At 74.4% G+C, this 19,426-nt stretch carries 16 protein-coding genes; 8 read left to right on the top strand and 8 right to left on the bottom strand.

What is annotated here, in order from left to right; translation table 11 throughout:
* Nucleotides 1-137: 137 nt before the first annotated feature.
* The 4 genes from AB0L25_RS07110 (at nucleotide 138) to AB0L25_RS07095 (ending at nucleotide 5,098) form a co-directional block, all read left to right on the top strand.
* Complete coding sequence (locus AB0L25_RS07110) at nucleotides 138-1,586, top strand: FAD-linked oxidase C-terminal domain-containing protein (RefSeq protein WP_500169489.1); 1,449 nt, start codon at nucleotides 138-140, stop codon at nucleotides 1,584-1,586.
* Nucleotides 1,586-2,848, top strand: a complete 1,263-nt coding sequence (locus tag AB0L25_RS07105) for an FAD-binding oxidoreductase (protein WP_500169487.1) — start codon at nucleotides 1,586-1,588, stop codon at nucleotides 2,846-2,848. The genes AB0L25_RS07110 and AB0L25_RS07105 overlap by 1 nt, the downstream gene beginning before the upstream one ends.
* On the top strand, nucleotides 2,848-4,206 hold the full coding sequence (locus tag AB0L25_RS07100) for a (Fe-S)-binding protein (RefSeq protein WP_500169485.1): 1,359 nt from the start codon (nucleotides 2,848-2,850) through the stop codon (nucleotides 4,204-4,206). The genes AB0L25_RS07105 and AB0L25_RS07100 overlap by 1 nt, the downstream gene beginning before the upstream one ends.
* A gap of 145 nt (nucleotides 4,207-4,351) precedes the next feature.
* Entirely contained in the window at nucleotides 4,352-5,098 is a 747-nt protein-coding gene (locus tag AB0L25_RS07095) for a hypothetical protein (protein WP_500169483.1), read from the top strand.
* On the opposite strand, the gene AB0L25_RS07090 is transcribed toward AB0L25_RS07095, so the two are convergent.
* The 5 genes from AB0L25_RS07090 to AB0L25_RS07070 all read right to left on the bottom strand — a co-directional run bounded on the left by AB0L25_RS07090 (nucleotide 5,074) and on the right by AB0L25_RS07070 (nucleotide 11,438).
* Nucleotides 5,074-6,732, bottom strand: coding sequence for an ABC transporter family substrate-binding protein (locus AB0L25_RS07090; RefSeq protein WP_500169481.1), 1,659 nt, complete (start codon nucleotides 6,730-6,732; stop codon nucleotides 5,074-5,076). The two genes, AB0L25_RS07095 and AB0L25_RS07090, sit on opposite strands and share 25 nt — an antisense overlap.
* Before the next feature lie 149 nt (nucleotides 6,733-6,881).
* Complete coding sequence (locus tag AB0L25_RS07085) at nucleotides 6,882-8,660, bottom strand: dipeptide ABC transporter ATP-binding protein (protein WP_500169480.1); 1,779 nt, start codon at nucleotides 8,658-8,660, stop codon at nucleotides 6,882-6,884.
* Complete coding sequence (locus AB0L25_RS07080) at nucleotides 8,657-9,442, bottom strand: ABC transporter permease (protein WP_500169478.1); 786 nt, start codon at nucleotides 9,440-9,442, stop codon at nucleotides 8,657-8,659. The genes AB0L25_RS07085 and AB0L25_RS07080 overlap by 4 nt, the downstream gene beginning before the upstream one ends.
* Nucleotides 9,439-10,377: an ABC transporter permease gene (locus AB0L25_RS07075; RefSeq protein ID WP_500169477.1), complete on the bottom strand. Its 939-nt coding sequence runs from the start codon at nucleotides 10,375-10,377 to the stop codon at nucleotides 9,439-9,441. The genes AB0L25_RS07080 and AB0L25_RS07075 overlap by 4 nt, the downstream gene beginning before the upstream one ends.
* Nucleotides 10,378-10,463: 86 nt before the next feature.
* Entirely contained in the window at nucleotides 10,464-11,438 is a 975-nt protein-coding gene (locus tag AB0L25_RS07070; protein WP_500169475.1) for a hypothetical protein, read from the bottom strand.
* Between the two features lie 97 nt (nucleotides 11,439-11,535).
* Here AB0L25_RS07070 and AB0L25_RS07065 point away from each other — a divergent pair, with 97 nt between their 5' ends.
* Together AB0L25_RS07065 and AB0L25_RS07060 are read left to right on the top strand one after the other, a co-directional pair.
* On the top strand, nucleotides 11,536-12,159 hold the full coding sequence (locus AB0L25_RS07065; protein WP_500169473.1) for a TetR/AcrR family transcriptional regulator: 624 nt from the start codon (nucleotides 11,536-11,538) through the stop codon (nucleotides 12,157-12,159).
* A 296-nt stretch (nucleotides 12,160-12,455) separates the two neighbouring features.
* Entirely contained in the window at nucleotides 12,456-14,432 is a 1,977-nt protein-coding gene (locus AB0L25_RS07060; protein ID WP_500169471.1) for a sensor histidine kinase, read from the top strand.
* A gap of 240 nt (nucleotides 14,433-14,672) precedes the next feature.
* Here the strand turns inward: AB0L25_RS07060 and miaA are convergent, their stop codons facing one another.
* A complete protein-coding gene (miaA, locus tag AB0L25_RS07055) occupies nucleotides 14,673-15,566 on the bottom strand; it encodes a tRNA (adenosine(37)-N6)-dimethylallyltransferase MiaA (protein ID WP_500169597.1) in 894 nt (297 codons plus the stop codon).
* Nucleotides 15,567-15,685: 119 nt separating this feature from the next.
* Here miaA and AB0L25_RS07050 point away from each other — a divergent pair, with 119 nt between their 5' ends.
* On the top strand, nucleotides 15,686-16,036 hold the full coding sequence (locus AB0L25_RS07050) for an antitoxin (RefSeq protein ID WP_500169469.1): 351 nt from the start codon (nucleotides 15,686-15,688) through the stop codon (nucleotides 16,034-16,036).
* A 15-nt stretch (nucleotides 16,037-16,051) separates the two neighbouring features.
* On the opposite strand, the gene AB0L25_RS07045 is transcribed toward AB0L25_RS07050, so the two are convergent.
* Both AB0L25_RS07045 and miaB read right to left on the bottom strand, forming a co-directional pair.
* Entirely contained in the window at nucleotides 16,052-16,795 is a 744-nt protein-coding gene (locus AB0L25_RS07045; protein ID WP_500169467.1) for a class III extradiol dioxygenase subunit B-like domain-containing protein, read from the bottom strand.
* Nucleotides 16,796-16,809: 14 nt separating this feature from the next.
* Nucleotides 16,810-18,354 carry a tRNA (N6-isopentenyl adenosine(37)-C2)-methylthiotransferase MiaB gene (gene miaB / locus AB0L25_RS07040; RefSeq protein WP_500169466.1) on the bottom strand — a complete coding sequence of 515 codons (1,545 nt, stop codon included), beginning with the start codon at nucleotides 18,352-18,354 and terminating at the stop codon, nucleotides 16,810-16,812.
* A gap of 311 nt (nucleotides 18,355-18,665) precedes the next feature.
* On the opposite strand from miaB, the gene AB0L25_RS07035 reads away from it, so the two are divergent.
* Nucleotides 18,666-19,385, top strand: coding sequence for an amino acid ABC transporter ATP-binding protein (locus AB0L25_RS07035; RefSeq protein WP_500169595.1), 720 nt, complete (start codon nucleotides 18,666-18,668; stop codon nucleotides 19,383-19,385).
* Nucleotides 19,386-19,426 lie beyond the last annotated feature (41 nt).

Here is a 19,426-nt window from a genome sequence, read left to right as displayed (position 1 = left end):
AGCCGAGCCGGTGGGCCGAGCCGAACCGCATCGAGCCGACCGGCCGGTCCGGCCGTGACGGCCTGGGGCGCGTCCCCGGGCCGTCGCGGCCGTCCATGCATTGCGCGCGGACGGGGGCAGGGAGGATCGTTCGAGGGATGGAGCCGGAGCTGGAGGCGCTCGCGGGGCGCCTGGAAGCGCTGCTGGGACCGGAACGCGTGGTCACCGACCCCGTGCGGCTGCGGACGTACGAGTGCGACGGGCTGACGAACCATCGGTGCACGCCCGCCGTCGTCGTCCTGCCGGACACCGCCGAGCAGGTCGCGGCGATCGTCCGGGAGTGCGCGGCGGCGGGCGTCCCGTACGTGGCGCGCGGGTCGGGGACGGGCCTGTCGGGCGGGGCGCTCCCCCGCGCGGACGGCGTCCTGATCGTGACGTCGCGGATGCGGCGGATCCTGGAGATCGACGTCCCGGGGCAGCGGGCGGTGGTGGAGCCCGGGGTGATCAACCTGGACGTGACGCGGGCCGTGCGGCCGTACGGGTACTACTTCGCGCCCGACCCGTCCAGCCAGCAGATCTGCTCGGTCGGCGGGAACGTCGCGGAGAACTCCGGCGGCGCGCACTGCCTCAAGTACGGGTTCACCGCGCACCACGTGCTGGCCTGCGAGGTCGTCACGCCGGACGGCGAGCTGGTGGAGCTGTCGGCGGACGGCCCGGGCTACGACCTGCTCGGGGTGTTCGTCGGCGCGGAGGGCACCCTCGGCATCGCCACCAAGATCACCGTGCGGCTGACGCGGGTGCCGGAGACCGTGCAGACGCTGCTCGCGGCGTTCGGGTCGATCGAGGCGGGCGGCACGGCGGTGTCGGCGATCATCGGCGCGGGGGTCGTCCCGGCGGCGATCGAGATGATGGACGCGCTGTCGATCGAGGCGGCCGAGGCGGCGGTGCGGTGCGCGTACCCGCCGGGCGCGGGCGCCGTGCTGATCGTGGAGCTGGACGGCCCGGAGGCGGAGGTCGCGGCGCAGTTCGCGCAGGTCGAGCGGATGTGCTGGGACGCGGGCGCGTTCGAGATCCGGGTCGCGACCGACGACGCGGAGCGGGCGCTGATCTGGACGGGCCGCAAGTCGGCGTTCGCCGCGGTGGGGCGGATCAGCCCCGCCTACATCGTCCAGGACGGCGTCATTCCGCGGACGGCGCTGCCGCGGGTGCTCGCGCGCATCGACGAGCTGTCGGCCGAGTCGGGGGTGCGGGTCGCGAACGTCTTCCACGCGGGGGACGGCAACCTGCATCCGCTGGTGCTGTTCGACGACGCCGAAGAAGGTGCGGGCGCGCGCGCAGAGGAAGTGTCGGGCGCGATCCTGGATCTTTGCATCGAGCACGGCGGCTCCATCACGGGTGAGCACGGTGTGGGCGTGGACAAGTCCCGGTACATGCCGCGCATGTTCACCGAGGCCGATCTTGACACCATGCAGATGGTGCGGTGCGGGTTCGACCCGGCGGGCCTCTGCAACCCCGGGAAGGTGTTCCCGACGCCGCGCCTGTGCGGGGAGGTTCCGGGCGTGCGCAAGGGACCCCACCCGTTCGAGGGAAAGGCGGACCTGTTCTGATGCGGCCCCGCGATGCACTCGGCGGCACGGCGCCCGGCGACGCGCTCGGCGCCCTCGCGAAGGTGTGCGGCGACGTCCGTCCCGGCGAACCGGAGGAGGGCGTGCTGGGCGTCGAGCCCGCCGCCGTCGCCGCGCCCGGCACGGTCGGCGAGGCCGCGGAGGTGATGCGGGTCGCCGCCGAGCACGGGCTGGCGGTCGTCCCGCGCGGCGGCGAGACGCGGCTGGACTGGGGGACGCCCCCGGACCGCTGCGACCTGATCGTGGACACCCGGCGGCTGGACCGCCTGGTCGAGCACGCCGCCGGCGACCTCGTGGCCACCGCGCAGGCGGGGCTGCCGCTGGAGCGGCTGGGCGCGGAACTCGCGGGCGAGGGGCAGCGCCTCGCCCTGGACGTGCCCCTCCCCGGCTCGACGGTCGGCGGGACGATCGCTACGGGGGCGTCCGGTCCGCTCCGGACCCTTTACGGAACCCCACGGAACCTGGTCATCGGGCTCACGATCGTCCGGGCGGACGGTCAGGTGGCGAAGTCGGGCGGCAAGGTCGTCAAGAACGTCGCCGGGTACGACCTGGGACGGCTGTTCTGCGGCTCGTACGGAACGCTGGGGCTCATCGTCGAGGCGACGTTCCGCCTGCACCCGACACCGGCCGCCCGCGCGTACGTCGCACGTCCCGTGGACGGGCCGGAGGAGGCGCACGAGGCGGTGCAGGCCGTCCTCCATTCGCCGGTGGTGCCGAGCGCCGTCGAATACCTCTCTCCGGGGGTCGTGGCCGTCCTGCTGGAGGGTGTCCCCGACGGTGTCGGCGCGCGCGCAGAGCAGACGGTCGGCCTCCTGGGCCCAGACGCGCGGGTCTCGGACGACGCACCCGACGGTTGGGGCCGCTACCCGGACGGCACCGTCCTGCTCGACGTCGCCGCGCCCCCGCCCGCGCTCCGCGACCTGCTCGCCGCGCTCCCCGAGACCGGGGCGGCCGTGACGTGGAGCGGCGACGGGCACGGGTACGTGGGCCTGACCCCCGGCGATGTCCCCGGCGGCTCCCCCGGCGATGTGCCGTCCGGGAGCGTCGCGGACGTCCTCGCCGGCGTCCGGGCCGCGCTGGCCCGGCACAAGGGCGGCGCGGTCGTCCGGTACGCGCCGCAGGACGTGCGCGGCGCCGTCGACGTGTGGGGCCCGGTCCCGGCCCTGGAGCTGATGCGGCGCGTCAAGGACCAGTTCGACCCCGACCACCGGCTGTCCCCCGGCCGATTCACGGGAGGTATCTGATGAGCGCCCCACCGGCCGGACCGCCGCAGCCCGGACCGCCGCAGCCCGGATCGCCGCACGGGCCGGCACGGCCCGGCGCGGAGGACGAGGTCGCGAACCTGCTCGGCGACTGCGTGCACTGCGGGTTCTGCCTGCCCACGTGCCCGACGTACGTGCTGTGGGGCGAGGAGATGGACTCGCCGCGCGGCCGCATCCACCTGATGGACCAGCACGCGAAGGGCGAGCCGCTCGGCGGGCCGATGGTCGAGCATTTCGACCGCTGCCTCGGCTGCATGGCGTGCGTCACGTCGTGCCCGTCGGGCGTCCGGTACGACCGGCTGATCGAGCTGACGCGGGCCGAGGTCGAGCGCGAGCATCCGCGGCCGCTGCGGGAGCGGGCCGTCCGCGAGCTGGTGTTCCGGCTGTTCCCGTACCGGCGGCGGCTGCGGGCGCTGCGCGGGCCGCTGCGCGCCTACCAGCGGTCGGGCCTGGACCGGGTCGTCCGCCGCTCGGGCCTGCTGGAGCGGGTGTCGCCGTCGCTGGCGGCGATGGAGCGGCTCGCGCCGCCGCTCGGCCGGGCGCCGCGGCTGCCGGAGCGGGTCGCCGCGCGCGGCGACCGGCGCGCCACGGCCGGCATGCTGGTCGGCTGCGTGCAGGGCGAGTTCTTCCCGGACGTCAACGCGGCGACGGCCCGCGTGCTGGCGATGGAGGGGTGCGACGTCGTCATCCCGCGCGGCCAGGGCTGCTGCGGCGCCCTGTCGATGCACGCGGGACGCGCGGACGAGGCGCGCGCGTTCGCCCGCCGGACGATCGAGGCGTTCGAGCGCGTGGACGTCATCGTGGTGAACTCGGCGGGCTGCGGGTCGTCGATGAAGGAGTACGGGGCGCTGCTGGCGGACGACCCCGCGTGGGCGCGCCGGGCGGAGGCGCTGGCGGAGCGCACCCGCGACCTCGCGGAGTTCCTCGCCGAGCTGGGGCCCCGCGCGGAGCGCGGGCCGCTTCCGGTCACCGTCGCCTACCACGACGCCTGCCACCTGTCCCACGCGCAGGGCGTGCGGGCGCAGCCGCGGGCGCTGCTCGCGCAGATCCCCGAGCTGACCGTCCGGGAGATCGCCGACCCCGACATCTGCTGCGGCTCGGCCGGCACCTACAACCTGCTGCAGCCGGAGGCGGCCGGCGAGCTGGGCGACCGCAAGGCGGCGAACGTGGCCGCGACCGGCGCCGAGCTGCTGGTCGCCGCCAACCCGGGATGCACGATGCAGATCGCGGGCGCGCTGCGCCGCCGGGGCGCCGGAATCGCGATCGCGCACACCGCGCAGGTGCTCGACGCGTCCCTGCGCGGCCTCGGCCGCGACGCCCTCCTGGAACGCGGTTCGTAGGCGTTCGCCCTAGTGGTTCGGTGTTTCTGGCGTCAAGGGTGGCGTGTCCGACGTTGATCCGGGTGTCCGGTATCGTGACCTGCCACCCACCGGCAGCACGCGCTTACCGATCCGGACGCAACGGGCTGAGGGGAGCACGGAGACCATGTCGTACAGCAACCAGCCGCGGTCCGCCGGGGGCCGGCGGCGCAAGCCCCGGCGCACCGGCGCCGGCCGGCTCGGCCTCGCCGGCGCCCTCACGGGAGCCGTCGGCATCGCCGCGATCGCCGCGGGGATCGTCGTCCTGCGGCCGGGGTCGGACGCCGGGAGCGCCGGGGCACCGCCGTCCCGGGCGAGCGGGGCGGGCGCCGCCGCACCGTCGATGAGCTCGCAGCCCGCGCCCCGCACCGGCACCCCCGTCCCCTTCACCACGCCCGAGGGGTACGGCTACAGCCTCGCGGCCGTCCGTTCCGGCACGGACGCCAAGCCGCTCGGCGCCACGCAGGCGCCCCCGTCGGGAACGACGTACGCCTACGCCGACTACGTCCTGACGAACACGCAGCGCCGTCCGGTCATGCTGGACTTCCCCGCCGACCTGTTCATGCCCAAGGCGCAGGTGCCGGAGGACGCGCAGGAGCGGTGCATGCCGCAGGCCGGCATCCCCGAGGACATGTGCACGCTGCCCAACCACAGCGAGATCATCGCCCGCGTCGACCGGGCCGAGCCCCCGTTCGAGGAGGCCGGCACCCGGATGATGCCCGCGGGCGCGTCCTACCTGGTGCGGATCGCGTCCGAGCTCCCCGTCGAGGACGGCGTGTCCGCGGACGACCTGAAGCTTTACGTGTGGAACGCCCGCTACACCAGCGACCGTAAAGGGATCGAACTCCCCTACCCGTCGTCCGAGGCGTCCTGAGCGAAACCGATGTCCTCGTAAGCGGGCTGGTGGAAACCGCAGGCGCCGATGTTGGCCAGGTCCACGCGCGCGGCCACCAGCTGGGGACGCTGGTACAGCGGCAGGACGAGCGCCTCCTGCCAGACGAGTCGATCGGCCCGGTTCACAAGGGCGTGAACCTCCGCCGAGTTCCCCGCCGTCACGGCTTGTTCGAGCGTCGCATCGATCGTTGCAGTCCCGCCTCCTGAGTAGTTCTGCCGGACCTCCCCGTCCCGTGGGCGTGCGTAAACCGCCCGCATCGACGAGACGGGGAACGGTGTCCCGAACCAGGAGAACGGGGCGATGTCGAAGTCTCCCCGGGTGATGCGCCCGAACAGGTCGTCGGCCGGAACGGGTTCGATGTCCACCCGAACGCCGATGCGTTCGAGCAGCGCGCGCGCCAGTTCCCCTTCCCGTTCGCCGATCGGCTGCCCGGCCGCGACGACGAACCGGAGCGCGAGCGTCCGCCCGTCCTTCGTGCGATGACGGCCCCGTTTCGTCCAGCCCGCAGCGTCGAGGAGCCGCGCGGCCGCCGCGGGGTCGTACCGTCCGAGGACTCCCGAATTGTCGCGATAGCCCGGCTGGGTGCCGACGAAGAAGTGATTGCCGAGCGTTCGCGCGGGGACGCCGAGCCCCACGAGGTCGGACCGGGCGATCGCGTCCCGATCCAGGCCGAGCATCACCGCACGCCGCACCCGCACGTCCGACAGGACCGCCCCCGCCGCGTTGAGCGTGAACACCCGCGAGTCCGGACCGCCCGCGCGCCGAACCTCGCCGCCGTCGGCCGCCTGCACCCGCCGCAGCGCGCCCGCGTCCAGCCCGACCTCCATCAGTCCGATCTCCCCGTTGGCGAACGCCCCCGGCATCGCCACCGGATCCATCGCCCGGTAGACGATCCGGTCGAGCTTCGCGGGCCTGCCCCACCAGTCCGGGTCCCGCACGAGCGTGATCGTCTTCGCCGTCCGGTCGACGCCCCCGACCGCGAACGGCCCCGCCGTCACGGGCGGCCGCTCGAGCCACCCGGTGTTGAACGCCCGAGGATCGCCGTACGCCGCCGCCGGGTACAGAGGGCTGAACAGGCTGCGCCAGTCCGCGTACGGCCGCTCGAACACGACCTTCACCTCGCGCTCGTCCGCGCCCCGCTCGACGCGTGCGATGCGCCGGTAGCCCGTGTCGTCGGCGATCTCGTAACGCGAATTCCGCCCGGACAGCGCGCGCGCCTGCACTGCGAAGTCCCGGTATCCGATGGCCCGCCCGTCCGACCATCGCGCCTCGGGGTTGAGCCGGTAGACGACCGTCTGCCCACGTCCAGTGCGCTTTACCTCGGCCGAACGCAGGAACTCCGGAACGCGATGGACCACACCTTTCTCGTCCGACCGCATGAGGCGAGGCAATGCGCCCTGGATCACCCGATCGACCGAGCCGGTTTTTCCGTTCACGTGGTGAAAGTTCCACTGCGCGGGGAATTCCGGGAGGGCCCAATGCAAAGTGCCCCCGTCCCGCACACGATCGCGCGGCATCGCGTTGACGTCCGACCGAGGCAACACGGCACTCGTCCCGGTTCCCTGTGCCGCGCCCCCGGTACACCCCGCCCCACCCAGAGCCACAGGCACCACGAGAAGCCCCGCGACAACCGCCCGCCACCCCCGCCCCGGTCCCCGAACCACTGACGCACGAGCCCGAACGCCGCCTCCCATCTCACCTACGGCGGCGGCGTTGTCGATGCCAGGTGGGGGCGTGGGCTGGTTGTGGTGGTGAGGCGGGTTCATGTGGTCCTCCTAAGGGTCGGGGGTGCGGGCTCGGGGAGCGGGTGGTGGCAGGCGACCTGGTGGTCCGGACGGCCGGTGGGGCGGGGCTCGGGGTCCGACGCGGCGCACCGGGCGCGCGCGGCGGGCGGGAGTGCGGGATGGATCGGGCATCGGGTGCGGAAGCGGCAGCCGTCGGGCGGGTTCGCGGGGTCGGGTGCCTCGCCGTGCAGGACGACGCGGGGGCGCGCGCGCTCGAGGACGGGATCGGGGATCGGGATCGCGTCCAGAAGCGCGCGCGTGTACGGGTGTGCAGGGGCCGCGTAGAGTTCGTCGGCCGGGCCCAGTTCGACGATGCGGCCCGCGTGCATGACGGCGACGCGGTCGGCGATCTGGTGCACGACCGCGAGGTCGTGGGCGACGAACACGAACGCGAGGCCGAGACGGGACTGGAGTGCTTGCAGGAGGTTCAGCACGCCGGCCTGCGTGGTCGCGTCCAGGGACGCGACGGGCTCGTCCAGTAGTAGTAGGCGTGGTTCCAGAGCGAGTGCCCGGGCGATGCCGACTCGTTGCCTCTGGCCGCCCGACAGTTCGTGTGGGCGGCGGTCCGCGTGGGAGGGGTCCAGGCCCACGAGATCGAGGAGTTCCCGGACGCGCTCGCGTGCGGGCAGGCGGTGGGCGGTGAGCGGCTCGGCGACGATGGCGCGGACGCGCATCCGGGGGTTGAGGGACGCGTAGGGGTCCTGGAAGACGAGCTGGACGTCGCGGCGGAGTTCCCTGCGGCGGGCGCGGCGGAGCGTCGCGGTGTCCTCGCCGAGGACGGTGATCCGGCCGCGCCGGGGACGGGCCAGGCGGACGATCTCCATGAGGGCGGTCGTCTTGCCGCAGCCCGACTCGCCCACCAGGGCGAGGGTCTCACCCCGCCGGACGTCGAAGGTGATGCCGTCGACGGCCCGCACGGCGCCGTGGTGGCGGACGAGCGCGTCGACGGCGAGCACCGCGGGTCCGGGCGGCCGGGCGCGGGCGGGCCGCGGGGCGATGCGGGGCGCCGAACGCAGGAGGGCGATCGTGCGGGGCGTCCGGGGGCGCCGGTAGACCTGCTCGGCCGGGCCCTGCTCGACCGCGCGCCCGTCGTGCATCACCAGGACGCGGTCGGCGAGGCCCGCGACGACGCCGAGGTCGTGCGCGATGAGGACGGTCGCGGTCCCGGACGCCCGCGCGGTGCGCAGCACGTCGAGGATCTGCGCCTGCACGGTGACGTCGAGGCCCGCGGTCGGCTCGTCCGCGATGAGGACGGACGGGTCGTGCGCCATCGCCATCGCGATCAGCACGCGCCGCTGCATCCCGCCCGAGAGTTCGTGGGGATAGGCCCGCGCGCGCTGGGGTGCATGCGGGATGCCCACCAGGTCGAGCAGTTCGACGGCCTGCGCGCGCGCCGCCGCACGGGTGGTGCGCCGATGGACGCGGACGGCTTCGGCGATCTGGGCGCCCACGGTGCGGACGGGGTTGAGGGACGAGAGGTCCTGGAACACCATCGCCAGGTCCTTGCCGCGTATCCGCGAGAGTTCGGCGTCGGAGCGTCCGAGGAGTTCCTCGCCGCGCAGCCGGACCGATCCGCCGGCGCGCGCGCCGTCCGGGAGCAGGCCGAGCACGGCGAGGGCGAGGGCGGTCTTGCCGGAGCCCGACGCGCCGACGACGCCCAGCGTCTCCCCCGCGCGCAGGTCGAAGGTCACGCCCCGCACGGCCGGGGCGCCGGTCGCCCAGCGGACCCGCAGGTCCGCGACCGCCAGCGCCGTCACCGCGGGTCGAGGGCGTCGCGGAGGCCGTCGGCGAGCAGGTTCGCGGCGACGGCGGTCAGGACCAGGAGCGCGGCGGGGAAGGCGAACCGCCAGGGGAACGCGAGCACGGCCGGGCCGCCGTCGGCGACCAGGGCGCCGAGCGAGACGCCGGGCGGGCGCACGCCGAACCCGAGGTGGGCGAGCCCGCTCTCGGCGACGATCGCCGCGCCGACGTTCAGGCCCGCGTCCACCGCGAGCAGCGACGCGAGCGCCGGGAGGACGTGCCGGACGATCGTGCGCGGGGCGCTCACCCCGGCGAGCCGGGCGGCCAGGACGTGCTCGCGGTCGCGCAGCGAGCGGACCGCGGCCCGGACCATCCGGGCCGTCGACGTCCACATCAGCCCGGCGAGGACGGCGACGAGCGCGAGCGTGCCCGCGCCCGGCGCGAGGACGGCCGCGAGGAGGAACGGCGGCAGGACGAACAGGAGGTCGGCGCACCACATCAGCGCCCGGTCGGCGCGTCCCCCCGCGTATCCCGCGACGGTGCCGACGAGGGCCGCCAGGAACGTCGCGAGCGCGGCGACGGCGGCGCCGATCAGGAGGGACCTGCGGAGGGCGTGCACGGTCACGGCGAACACGTCGCGCCCGTGCTGCGTGGTGCCGAGCCAGTGCCGCCGCGACGGTCCCTCGCCGAACGCGGTGAAGTCGATCTCGTCCCAGGCCCACGGCGCGAGGGCGGGTCCGGCGGCGGCGAGCAGCGCGAGCGCGGCGAGCAGGACCAGGCCGGCGGCGACGCGCGTCACGCGGGCCGGACGCGCGGGTCGAGGAGCCCGTGCAGGACGTCCGCGGCGAGCGCGGCCGCCGGGACCGCGCAGGCGGCGAGGCCGCCGACGGCCGCGACCGCGTTGACGTCGCCGCGCGCGACCGAGGCGGCCAGCCACGCGCCGAGCCCGTGCCGTCCGAAGACCTGCTCGACGAGCATGCCGCCGAGGAGCAGCATCGCGGCGGTGTGCGGGAGGCGGGCGCCCTGCGGGACCAGCGCGGGCCGCAGGGCGTGCCGGAGCAGGGCGGCGCGGCGCCGCAGCCCCTTGGCGCGGGCCGCGCGGACGAACGCGGCGTCCGCCACGTCCAGCGTCGAACCGCGCTGGTAGCGGGCGACGAGGGCCGCCTGGGCGAGCGCGATCACGAGGGTCGGGAGCAGCAGCCCGGACGCCGTGTCGTCCGTCCAGGTGACGGCCCGGACGCCCGCGGCGTCGTTGACGGCGCCCGCGGCGGTCTGCGCGAGGACGGCGAGGACGAACACCGGGACGGCGGCGAGCACGTACGTGAGCGGGGTGACGAGCAGGTCCGCGGCCCGCCCCCGCCGTGCCGCGGCCCAGACGCCGAGGGCGATGCCGAGGGCCGAGCCGAGCACCGCGCCGGGGAGGACGAGCCGGACGCCGACGGCGAGGCGGCGGTGCAGTTCGGGACCGACGGGCCGGCCGTCCAGCGTGCGGCCGAGGTCGCCGCGCAGGACGCCCGCCGCCCAGACCCGGTAGCGGGCGGACGGCGGGACGCGGGGGTCGAGGTTGAGCCGGGCGAGGCGGGCGTCGACGACGGCGTCCGGCGGGCGCGGGGCGCGGCCCGCCAGGTGGGCGCGGGGGTCGAGCGCGGCGGCGGCCAGCAGGTAGACGAGGCTCGCGCCGAGCGCGGCCTGCAGCGCGGCCCGTCCCGTCCGGCGCAGCAGGAACGCCGCCATGTCCGCCCTTCCGATGCGATGAGGTCACATAAGGCTACTGACCGACTACGCACCGGGACGGGCGAACGGCGACTTCCGTCTCCCGTTCAGGCGGGAACCGGCTCCTTCTCGCGGGCGGGCTCCTCGCGGGGCGTCCGCAGCGCCGCCGCGCCCATCAGGGCGAGCCCGACGGCGGCCCAGGTCAGCAGCACCGCGAGCGGGGCGCCCGCGCCGGCGCCGTCGAAGAAGGTCGCCGACCGGATGAGCGTGCCCGCCGCGCCGGGCGGGAGGAACTGCCCGATCGCGCCCCAGGGCTCCGGCAGCATCTCCGGTGCCGCGGTGACGCCGGACAGCGGGTTGCCGAGCAGCAGGAACGTGAGCGCGCCGATGCCGATGCCCGCCCGTCCGACCACGGCGCCCAGGCCCGCGACGGCCCCGGTCACCGCCAGGATGGTGAGCGCGGTGACGCCGGCGACCACGAGGTAGGGGCCGGGGACGAGCGACAGCCACCCGTAGGCGAGGCCCGCGACGCCCAGGCCGCCGAGCACGGCGAACAGCAGCGCGCCCGCGGCCCGCCACGCCGCGCTCGGGACCGCGAACGTCAGCAGCACCGCGGCGGCGAGCGACGACATGATCAGCGGCAGGACGATCGCCGCGAGGCCGGAGCCGCGCGGGTCGTCCGGGTCGGCGGCGACGACGTCCTGGACGGGCGCGGCCCGCGGGGCGCCCGCGAGGCTCCCGGCGAGCGCGGTGAGCTGCTGCGCCACCATGGGCGACGCGGCGGAGGCGGTGAGCACGCGCGGGCCCGACGGGGTCGCGACGATCGCGCCGTACGCCTCCCGGTCGGCGATCGCGGCGCGGGCGTCGTCCGCGCCGGGCATCACCTCGATGTCGAACGCGCCGGGCCGCGTCCGCTCGAGCCGTTCGGCCGTCGCGGCCGCGCCCGGACCCGCCACGACGATCGGGACGTCGTGCGGGGCCGTCCGGGTGACCGGCCAGGTGAAGGCGACGATCATCAAGAGCTGCAGGAGCGCGGCGCCGAGGGCGATCCCGGCGGTGCGCTTGGCGAGTGAGGACTGCACGACCTTGCTCCAAAAAAATCGGATGTCCGTTCTCTTTAGAGCCTCACACCGGCCGCGCCGCGTTGTCAAGAACGGACGTTCGTTTTAGATTGGGGGCATGCCGAGAGTGAGCGAAGAGCACCTGGAGCGGCGGCGCCGCCAGATCCTGGACGCGGCCCGCGCGTGCTTCATCCGCCAGGGCGTCCACGCGACGTCGATGCAGGACATCTTCGCGGAGGCCGGGCTCTCGGCCGGCGCCGTCTACCGCTACTTCAAGAGCAAGAACGAGATCATCGAGGCGATCCTGTCGACCGTCGTCGGCGACCTCCACACGTACCTGGACGAACTCGTGGAGGCCGACCCCCTCCCGGCCCCGGAGGAGCTGATCGAGCGGATCGCCGAGCGCGCCATGGACATGTCCGGGGCCGACGGCATCCTCCGCCTCGCCCCGCAGGGCTGGGCCCTCGCGATGTACGACCCGGAGATCCGCACCTACGTCGCCGCCACCATGATCAGGCTCCGCGACACCTGGATCCGCTACGCGGGCCGGCTGGTCGAGGCCGGTCGCCTGCCCGCCGACACCGATGTCGTGGCCGTCGGCAAGGCCATGTTCGGCCTGGTCCCCAGCTTCCTGCTGCAGCGCCTCGTGCTCGACGACGTCGAGCCGGCCGAACTCGGCCGCGGCACGCGCGTCCTGCTGGCCCACCTCATGCCCGCGCCCGTCCCGGGCGCCGGAGTCTGACCCTCCCCGCCCCGCGCCCGCCCCGCCTCTGCGCCCCGCGCACGACCCGCCGTCCCCGCCCGGCGGCGGGTCCCGGCGGGTGTTCGCCAGGTTCCGTATGAGTCCCTGACATGCCTTTTCTTGGCTAGTTTCCGTTTTGCCTGGTTAATATCTCGGCACACCCGGCGCCCCGCGGCCGGTCACGGCCGGTTCCGGCCACGCCGTCCGCCCGCGGACGCCCCGATGAGTGCAGGACCGAGACCCGGACGCTTTAACATTCCATTACTTTTCTCACCCGGGAGCCCAGGATGGTGACGGTGGCCCAGAGGCGCGGGACGGGCCGCGGTGCGGGGCGCGCGGCGGGCCTGCTCGCCTGCGGGGCGGTCCTGCTGGTCGCCGCGTCGCTCGCCGTGGGCGGCCTGCTGCCCGCCGACGCGCGGATGGTCTGGTGGCACCCGGAGATCCTCGTGGCGCTGTGCTGGACGGCCGTGGCCGCGCTCCTGCTGCAGCACCGGCCGCGCCTGCGGGTCGGCTGGCTGATGATGGGCGCGGGGGTCAGCGCCGCCGTGTACGTGCTCGCGCTGAACCTGGGGCCGTGGCTGGAGCTGCGGGGATGGGCGCTCGCCGGGTTCTTCCTGTGGCTCGGCACCTGGCTGTGGGCGGTCGACACGTTCGTCCTCACGCTGGTGCTGCCGCTGATCTTCCCGGACGGGCGGCTGGTCTCGGCGCGGTTCCGGCCGGTCCTGGCCATGGCGTGCCTGGTCCCGGCCGTCGTCTGCGCGCACCTGACGATCGATCCGGACGCGCGCCGGTTCCACAACGGGGTGTCGATCTACCCGTTCACGGAGATACCGCCGGCCATCGCCGTGCTGATCCTCGCGACGCTGGCGGGGGCGGTGCTGTCGGTGGTGGTCCGGTTCGCCCGGTCGGCGCCGGACGTGCGGCGGCAGATCGGCTGGGTGGTGTACCCGGGCGTGCTGGCCGAGGCGGTCATCTACGCCGGGGAGAACACCGCGATCGGCGACCCGCTGCGCAGCCTGACGATCGTGGCCGTCCCGATCTGCATCGCGATCGCCATCACCCGGTACCGCCTGTACGACATCGACCTCGTGGTCAGCCGGACGCTGGTGTACTCGGGGCTCGCCGTGGTCATCACGGGCGTGTACTTCGCGCTGCTCGGCATGACGAGCATGCTCGTCGCGGGGCACGGCACCCTGGCCGGGCTGGTGGGCGCGATCGCCGCGGGCGCGCTGTTCGAGCCGGCGCGGCGGCGCCTCCAGCGGACGGTGGACCGCGTGGTGCACGGCGAGCGCGACCCGTACCGGATCGCCGACCGGCTCAACCGCCGGCTGCAGACCGCCGCCGACCCCGGCGCGGCGCTGGCCGTCGGCGCCGAGGTGGCGCGGTCCGCGCTGCACGCGACGGGCGTGGTCATCGAGGTCCTGGACCGCGACGGCCGGACGATCTCGGCGGAGGACGGCGCGCCCGGCGAGCGCCCGCACCTGATCCCGCTGGTGTGGCACGGGGAGCCGGTCGGCCGGCTGCGGTTCGGCGTCACCCGCCCGCCGGACGCCCGCCTGTCCGGCATCCTGGCGCGCAACCTCGCGGAGCTGGCGAACGCGGCGCGGCTGGCCGCCGACGTGCAGCGCTCCAAGGAGCGCATCCTGCGGGCCCGGGAGGACGAGCGGCGGCGGCTGCGCCGCGACCTGCACGACGGGCTCGGGCCGACGCTGGCCAGCCTCGCGATGACCGTGGACGCCGCCCGCATCACGCTCAGGACCGACCCGGAGGCCGCGGACGCGCTGCTGGAGAACCTGCGGACGACCATGGGCCGCACGATCGGCGACATCCGCGAGCTCGTGCAGGGCCTGCGGCCGCCCGCACTGGACGACCTGGGCCTGGCCGGGGCGATCCGCGCGCTCGGCGGCGTCGTCGCCTCCGGAGACGGCCCCAAGGTGGACGTGCACGTGGAGGGGAAGGTCGAGTGCCTGCCCGCCGCCGCCGAGGTCGCCGCGTACCGGATCGTCCAGGAGGCCCTCACCAACGTGCACCGGCACGCCAACGCGCGGTCGGCCGAAGTGAGGCTGTGCCTGAACGGGGATCTGCACGTCACGGTGAACGACGACGGCGTCGGGCTGCCCGAGCGGATGCGGGCGGGGATCGGCATGGCGTCGATGCGCGAGCGCGCGACGGAACTCGGCGGCTCCTGCACCGTGGGCCCCGGCCCGAAGGGCGGCACGCTCGTCCGCGCCCGCCTCCCCGTCAACGGGGTCCAGCCCCTCGACGCGGCCTGACCCCGGCTCGCGGTCGCCCGGACGTCCGTCCGGCGGGGTGTCGCACCCGGTGGGAGGGCCGGTGACCGCCCCCCGCCAAGAAGGTCGCCACCGGCCCTCTGGCACCGCATTGGACCGAGGCTCCCATCTCGGTCCGTACGGGCCATTCACCAGAGGGTGTGCAAGAAAGAAATTACGCCGGAACCGGTCCCGGTGCAGAGGGACAGTTGTCCCGATCGATCCGGGACGAGACGCGGGTGCTCAGCCTTGGACGAGCGCAAGCGCGCGCGGCACGAGGTCCGGCGCGTCGTACGGGAGCCACTGGACGCGCGGGTCGCGGCGGAACCACGACTCCTGCCTGCGCGCGAAGCGTCGCGTGGTGCGGATCGTGTCCTCCTTGGCCTGCTCCTCGCTCCACTCCCCCGCCAGGTAACGCAGCACCTGCGCGTAGCCGAGCGCGCGCCCGGCGGTCAGGCCGTCGCGCAGGCCCCGCTTCTCCAGGGCCCGCACCTCGTCGACCAGGCCCGCGTCCCACATCCGCTGCACCCGCACGGCGATGCGCTCGTCCAGCTCGTCCCTGGGCACGCCCAGGCCGATCTGCACGACCGTGCCGTAGCGGTACCGGTGCTCCGGCAGGGTCGCGGTGAACGGGCGCCCCGTGATCTCGATGACCTCCAGGGCCCGGACGATGCGGCGCCCGTTGCTCGGCAGGATCGCCTCCGCCGCCGCCGGGTCGACCTCGCGGAGGCGTTCGTGCAGGACGGCGGAGCCCTCGCGCGCGAGCTCGTCCTCGAGGCGCGCCCGGACGGCCGGATCCGTCCCCGGGAACTCCATCTCGTCGACCGCGGCGCGCACGTACAGCCCGGACCCGCCGACCAGGATCGGCACGCGGCCGCGCCCCCGGATGTCGCCGATCGCCTCGGCGCTGAGCCGCTGGTACTCGGCGACGCTCGCGGTCGCGGTCACGTCCCAGACGTCCAGGAGGTGGTGCGGGACGCCGCGCATCTCGTCGCGGGCGAGCTTGGCGGTGCCGATGTCCATGCCCCGGTAGAGCTGCATCGAGTCGGCGTTGACCGCCTCGCCGCCGAGCCGCAGGGCCAGTTCCACGGCGAGGTCGGACTTGCCGGCGGCGGTCGCGCCCACGACCGCGATCACATCAGGAGAGGTCACGGGCTTAATTGTGGCAACAGAACGGGTATAGCCGGGTTGTACGGGTGCCGGGCGGGAACATCGCGCGGCGCCGTCCGAGACGAGGGATCCGGGGGGATTTTCCAATGTCCATCGTCGATAAGGTCAAGCAGATGCTCGGGCAGAACCCCGACAAGGTGAAGCGGGGCGTGGAGAAGGCCGGGGACATGGTCGACCAGCGCACCGGCGGCAAGTACGCCGACAAGGTCGACAAGGCCCAGAGCAAGGCCGGCGACTACGTCGACCGGCAGGGCCAGGGCGCCGACCGGCCCGCCGGTGACCAGGGCGACATGGGGCAGCGCGACATGAGCCAGCGCGACATGGGCCAAAGCGACATGGGCCAAAGCGACATGGGCCGGCCCGGCATGGGGCAGGGCGAGCCGCCGCGCCACGGCATGGACGAGCCCGGCCCGAACGAGCCCGGAGGCCGCGCCTGAACCGCGCCTGACCGGCTACCGGCCGGGGGCCGCCGTCCAGGACGCGACGAGGTAGCCGACCCCGTAGGGGGCCTCGTCGGCGAGAAGCTCGCCGGTGAACCGGCCCGCGGCGGCCGCGCCCGCGAGCACCTGCCACGCCGCGCGCCCCGCCGCCCGCAGTTCACGGGACGTCCCGGGATCGAGCGCGGCCAAGGCGGCGGCGTCTGCCTTCCCCAGCGCGCGCGCCACGGCCTCGTCGTACGGCCCCGCGCGCTCGTCCAGATAGCCCGGGGCCTTCTCGGAACGGCACGCCGAACCGTCGCCCATCACCAGCAGCGCGACGCGTTCGGCGGACCCGGCGAGTTCACGGCCGAGGGCCAGGCACTCCCCCGGCGGGGCGTCGAACACCACCGAGCGGTAGCGCACCCGCGCGTCCGTGCCCCCCGCCTCCGTCCCTCGCGCGTCCGTCCCCGCGGCGCGCTCGACCAGCCACCGCCCGATCGTCAGCGACAGCGGCAGCGGCGCGCCGCCCTCCTCCGGAACCTCGGGGCTCGTCCACGGCAGCCCGTACGGGCGGAGCGTCGCGTAGGCGCCGTCGCCGTAGGCCGCGGTGTCCGGGGCACCGCCCACGACGACCAGGACGTCCGGACGGGCGGCGGCCAGGCGGCCGACGGCCTCGTCGCAGGCCGCGCGGAGGCCGTCGAGTTCCGGCGCCGCTCCCCCCGCCATGGCGGGCACCAGGAGGGGCGGGTGCGGGCACACCGCCGCCGAGACGATCACTTCGCCGAGCCTCCTCAGGGGCAGGTGGTGCAGCCCGGTCCGGACGGCGCGGCCGCCGGGGCGGGGCGGCCGATGGACGGCATCCCGAGCGCGACGCCCTTGGGCGCGTCGCCGCCGCCCTGCCGCGCCTCCCACGCGTCGCCCGCGCGGGTGCGCCGCACGGAGCCGACGGCGCCGTCGGCGACGAGGTGGTGCGGCGCGGCGTAGGTGACCTCGACGGTGACCATGTCGCCGGGACGGACCCGCTCGTCGGGCGCCCGGAAGTGCACGAGGCGGTTGTCGGGGGCGCGGCCGGACAGCCGGCGCGTCTCGCCGTCCTTGCGGCCCTCCCCCTCGGCGACCAGGACCTCGAGCGTGCGGCCGAGCTGCTTCTTGTTCTCCGCCCAGGAGACCTCCTCCTGAAGCGCGACGAGCCGCTCGTACCGCTCCTGCACGACCTCCTTCGGCAGCTGGCCGTCCATGGTGGCCGCCGGGGTGCCGGGCCGCTTGGAGTACTGGAACGTGAACGCCGAGGCGAACCGCGCCTCCCGGACGACGTGGAGCGTCTCCTCGAAGTCGGCGTCGGTCTCGCCGGGGAATCCCACGATGATGTCGGTGGTGATCGCCGCGTCCGGGATCGCCGCCCGGACCTTGTCGATGATCCCCAGGAAGCGCTCCTGCCGGTAGGAGCGGCGCATGGCGCGCAGCACCGCGTCCGACCCGGACTGCAGGGGCATGTGCAGCGACGGCATCACGTTCGGGGTCTCGGCCATCGCGGCGATGACGTCGTCGGTGAAGTCCTTGGGGTGCGGCGAGGTGAACCGGACGCGCTCCAGGCCCTCGACCCGTCCGGCGGCGCGCAGCAGCCCCGCGAACGCCGAACCGCCGCCGGACGTCAGCGCGCGCACCTCGTCGCGGACGCCGTCCGCGGCCGCCGCCAGGGCGCCGAAGCCCGAACCGTAGGCGTTGACGTTCTGCCCGAGGAGGGTGACCTCCAGGACGCCCTCGCCGACCAGCGCCTCGACCTCGGCGAGGATCTCGCCGGGCCGGCGGTCCCGCTCCTTGCCGCGCAGGGACGGCACGATGCAGAACGTGCACGTGTTGTTGCAGCCCACGGAGATCGAGACCCAGGCCGCGTAGGGGGACTCCCGGCGGGTCGGCAGCGTCGACGGGAAGGTCACCAGGGACTCTTCGATCTCGACCTGCGCCTCGCTCTGCAGGCGCGACCGTTCCAGCAGCGCGGGAAGCGACCCGATGTTGTGGGTGCCGAACACGACGTCCACCCAGGGGGCGCGCTTGACGATCGTGTCGCGGTCCTTCTGCGCGAGGCAGCCGCCCACGGCGATCTGCATGCCGGGGTGGCCGTCCTTCACCGGGCGCAGATGGCCCAGATTGCCGTACAGGCGGTTGTCGGCGTTCTCCCGGACGGCGCAGGTGTTGAACACGACCACGTCGGGCTCGGACTCGCCGGCGCGGACGTAGCCGGCGTCCTCCAGGAGGCCGGACAGCCGCTCGGAGTCGTGAACGTTCATCTGGCACCCATAGGTACGGATCTCGTACGTACGGGGGCCTGTCTCCATAGGCGCACTCATGACGTCCCCAAGGGTACGCGCCGCCCCGGGTCTCATGACGGTAACCGTCGCATCACGGAACGGGACGCGGCCGTGGTCACGCGCATCCCACCGGTTACACCCAAGTGGCCCGGAACCCTGCGCCGACATGGGTTTTCGTGATCGTATCGGTACCACGCGGAAACTTGCTCTGCGAATTCCATGTCGTAAAGTCCGAGCCCATGACGGACAGCGAAGGCGGGCCCGAGCTCACCAAGGGCGACGGGCCGGACGACTCCGCCCCGCAGGGGAAGACCCAGGGCGGCGGGCCCCTCGTCGTGATGGAGAACGTCAACAAGCACTTCGGCGATCTGCACGTTCTCCGCGACATCAACCTCACCGTGGACCGCGGCGAGGTCGTCGTCGTCATCGGCCCGTCCGGCGGCGGCAAGTCGACCCTGTGCCGGTCCATCAACCGGCTGGAGCCCATCGACGGCGGCACGATCAAGGTGGACGGCAAGGAACTGCCGAAGGAGGGCAAGGAGCTGGCGAAGCTCCGCTCGGACGTCGGCATGGTGTTCCAGTCGTTCAACCTGTTCGCCCACAAGACCATCCTCGAGAACGTCACGCTCGGGCCGATCAAGGTCCGCAAGCAGGGCAAGCAGGAGTCCGAGAAGCACGCGATGGAACTGCTGGACCGGGTCGGCATCGCCAACCAGGCCCACAAGTACCCGGCGCAGCTCTCCGGCGGGCAGCAGCAGCGCGCGGCGATCGCGCGCTCCCTCGCCATGAAGCCCAAGGTGATGCTCTTCGACGAGCCGACCTCGGCGCTCGACCCGGAGATGGTCAACGAGGTCCTCGACGTCATGACGGGCCTGGCCCGCGAGGGCATGACGATGATCGTCGTCACCCACGAAATGGGGTTCGCCCGCAAGGCCGCGCGCAAGGTCGTGTTCATGGCGGACGGCCAGATCGTGGAGGAGAACACCCCGGACGAGTTCTTCACCAACGCGCGAACCGACCGCGCGAAGGACTTCCTGTCCAAGATCCTGACCCACTGAGTCCGGCTCCGCGAACAGCAAGCACCGAGCCCACCGGCCCC

This window comes from Spirillospora sp. NPDC052242, from assembly GCF_040679555.1.
In the GTDB taxonomy this organism is placed as follows: Bacteria; Actinomycetota; Actinomycetes; order Streptosporangiales; family Streptosporangiaceae; genus Spirillospora.
The sequence above is the reverse complement of the archived record's forward strand: the minus strand, read 5'-3'. Positions and strand labels throughout refer to the sequence as shown.

Coding starts and splice junctions, on each gene's coding strand:
- AB0L25_RS07110 (WP_500169489.1), top strand. CDS start 138: ATGGAGCCGGAGCTGGAGGCGCTCGCGGGGCGCCTGGAAGCGCTGCTG.
- AB0L25_RS07105 (WP_500169487.1), top strand. CDS start 1,586: ATGCGGCCCCGCGATGCACTCGGCGGCACGGCGCCCGGCGACGCGCTC.
- AB0L25_RS07100 (WP_500169485.1), top strand. CDS start 2,848: ATGAGCGCCCCACCGGCCGGACCGCCGCAGCCCGGACCGCCGCAGCCC.
- AB0L25_RS07095 (WP_500169483.1), top strand. CDS start 4,352: ATGTCGTACAGCAACCAGCCGCGGTCCGCCGGGGGCCGGCGGCGCAAG.
- AB0L25_RS07075 (WP_500169477.1), bottom strand. CDS start 10,377: ATGGCGGCGTTCCTGCTGCGCCGGACGGGACGGGCCGCGCTGCAGGCC.
- AB0L25_RS07065 (WP_500169473.1), top strand. CDS start 11,536: ATGCCGAGAGTGAGCGAAGAGCACCTGGAGCGGCGGCGCCGCCAGATC.
- AB0L25_RS07050 (WP_500169469.1), top strand. CDS start 15,686: ATGTCCATCGTCGATAAGGTCAAGCAGATGCTCGGGCAGAACCCCGAC.
- miaB (WP_500169466.1), bottom strand. CDS start 18,354: ATGGAGACAGGCCCCCGTACGTACGAGATCCGTACCTATGGGTGCCAG.
- AB0L25_RS07035 (WP_500169595.1), top strand. CDS start 18,666: ATGGAGAACGTCAACAAGCACTTCGGCGATCTGCACGTTCTCCGCGAC.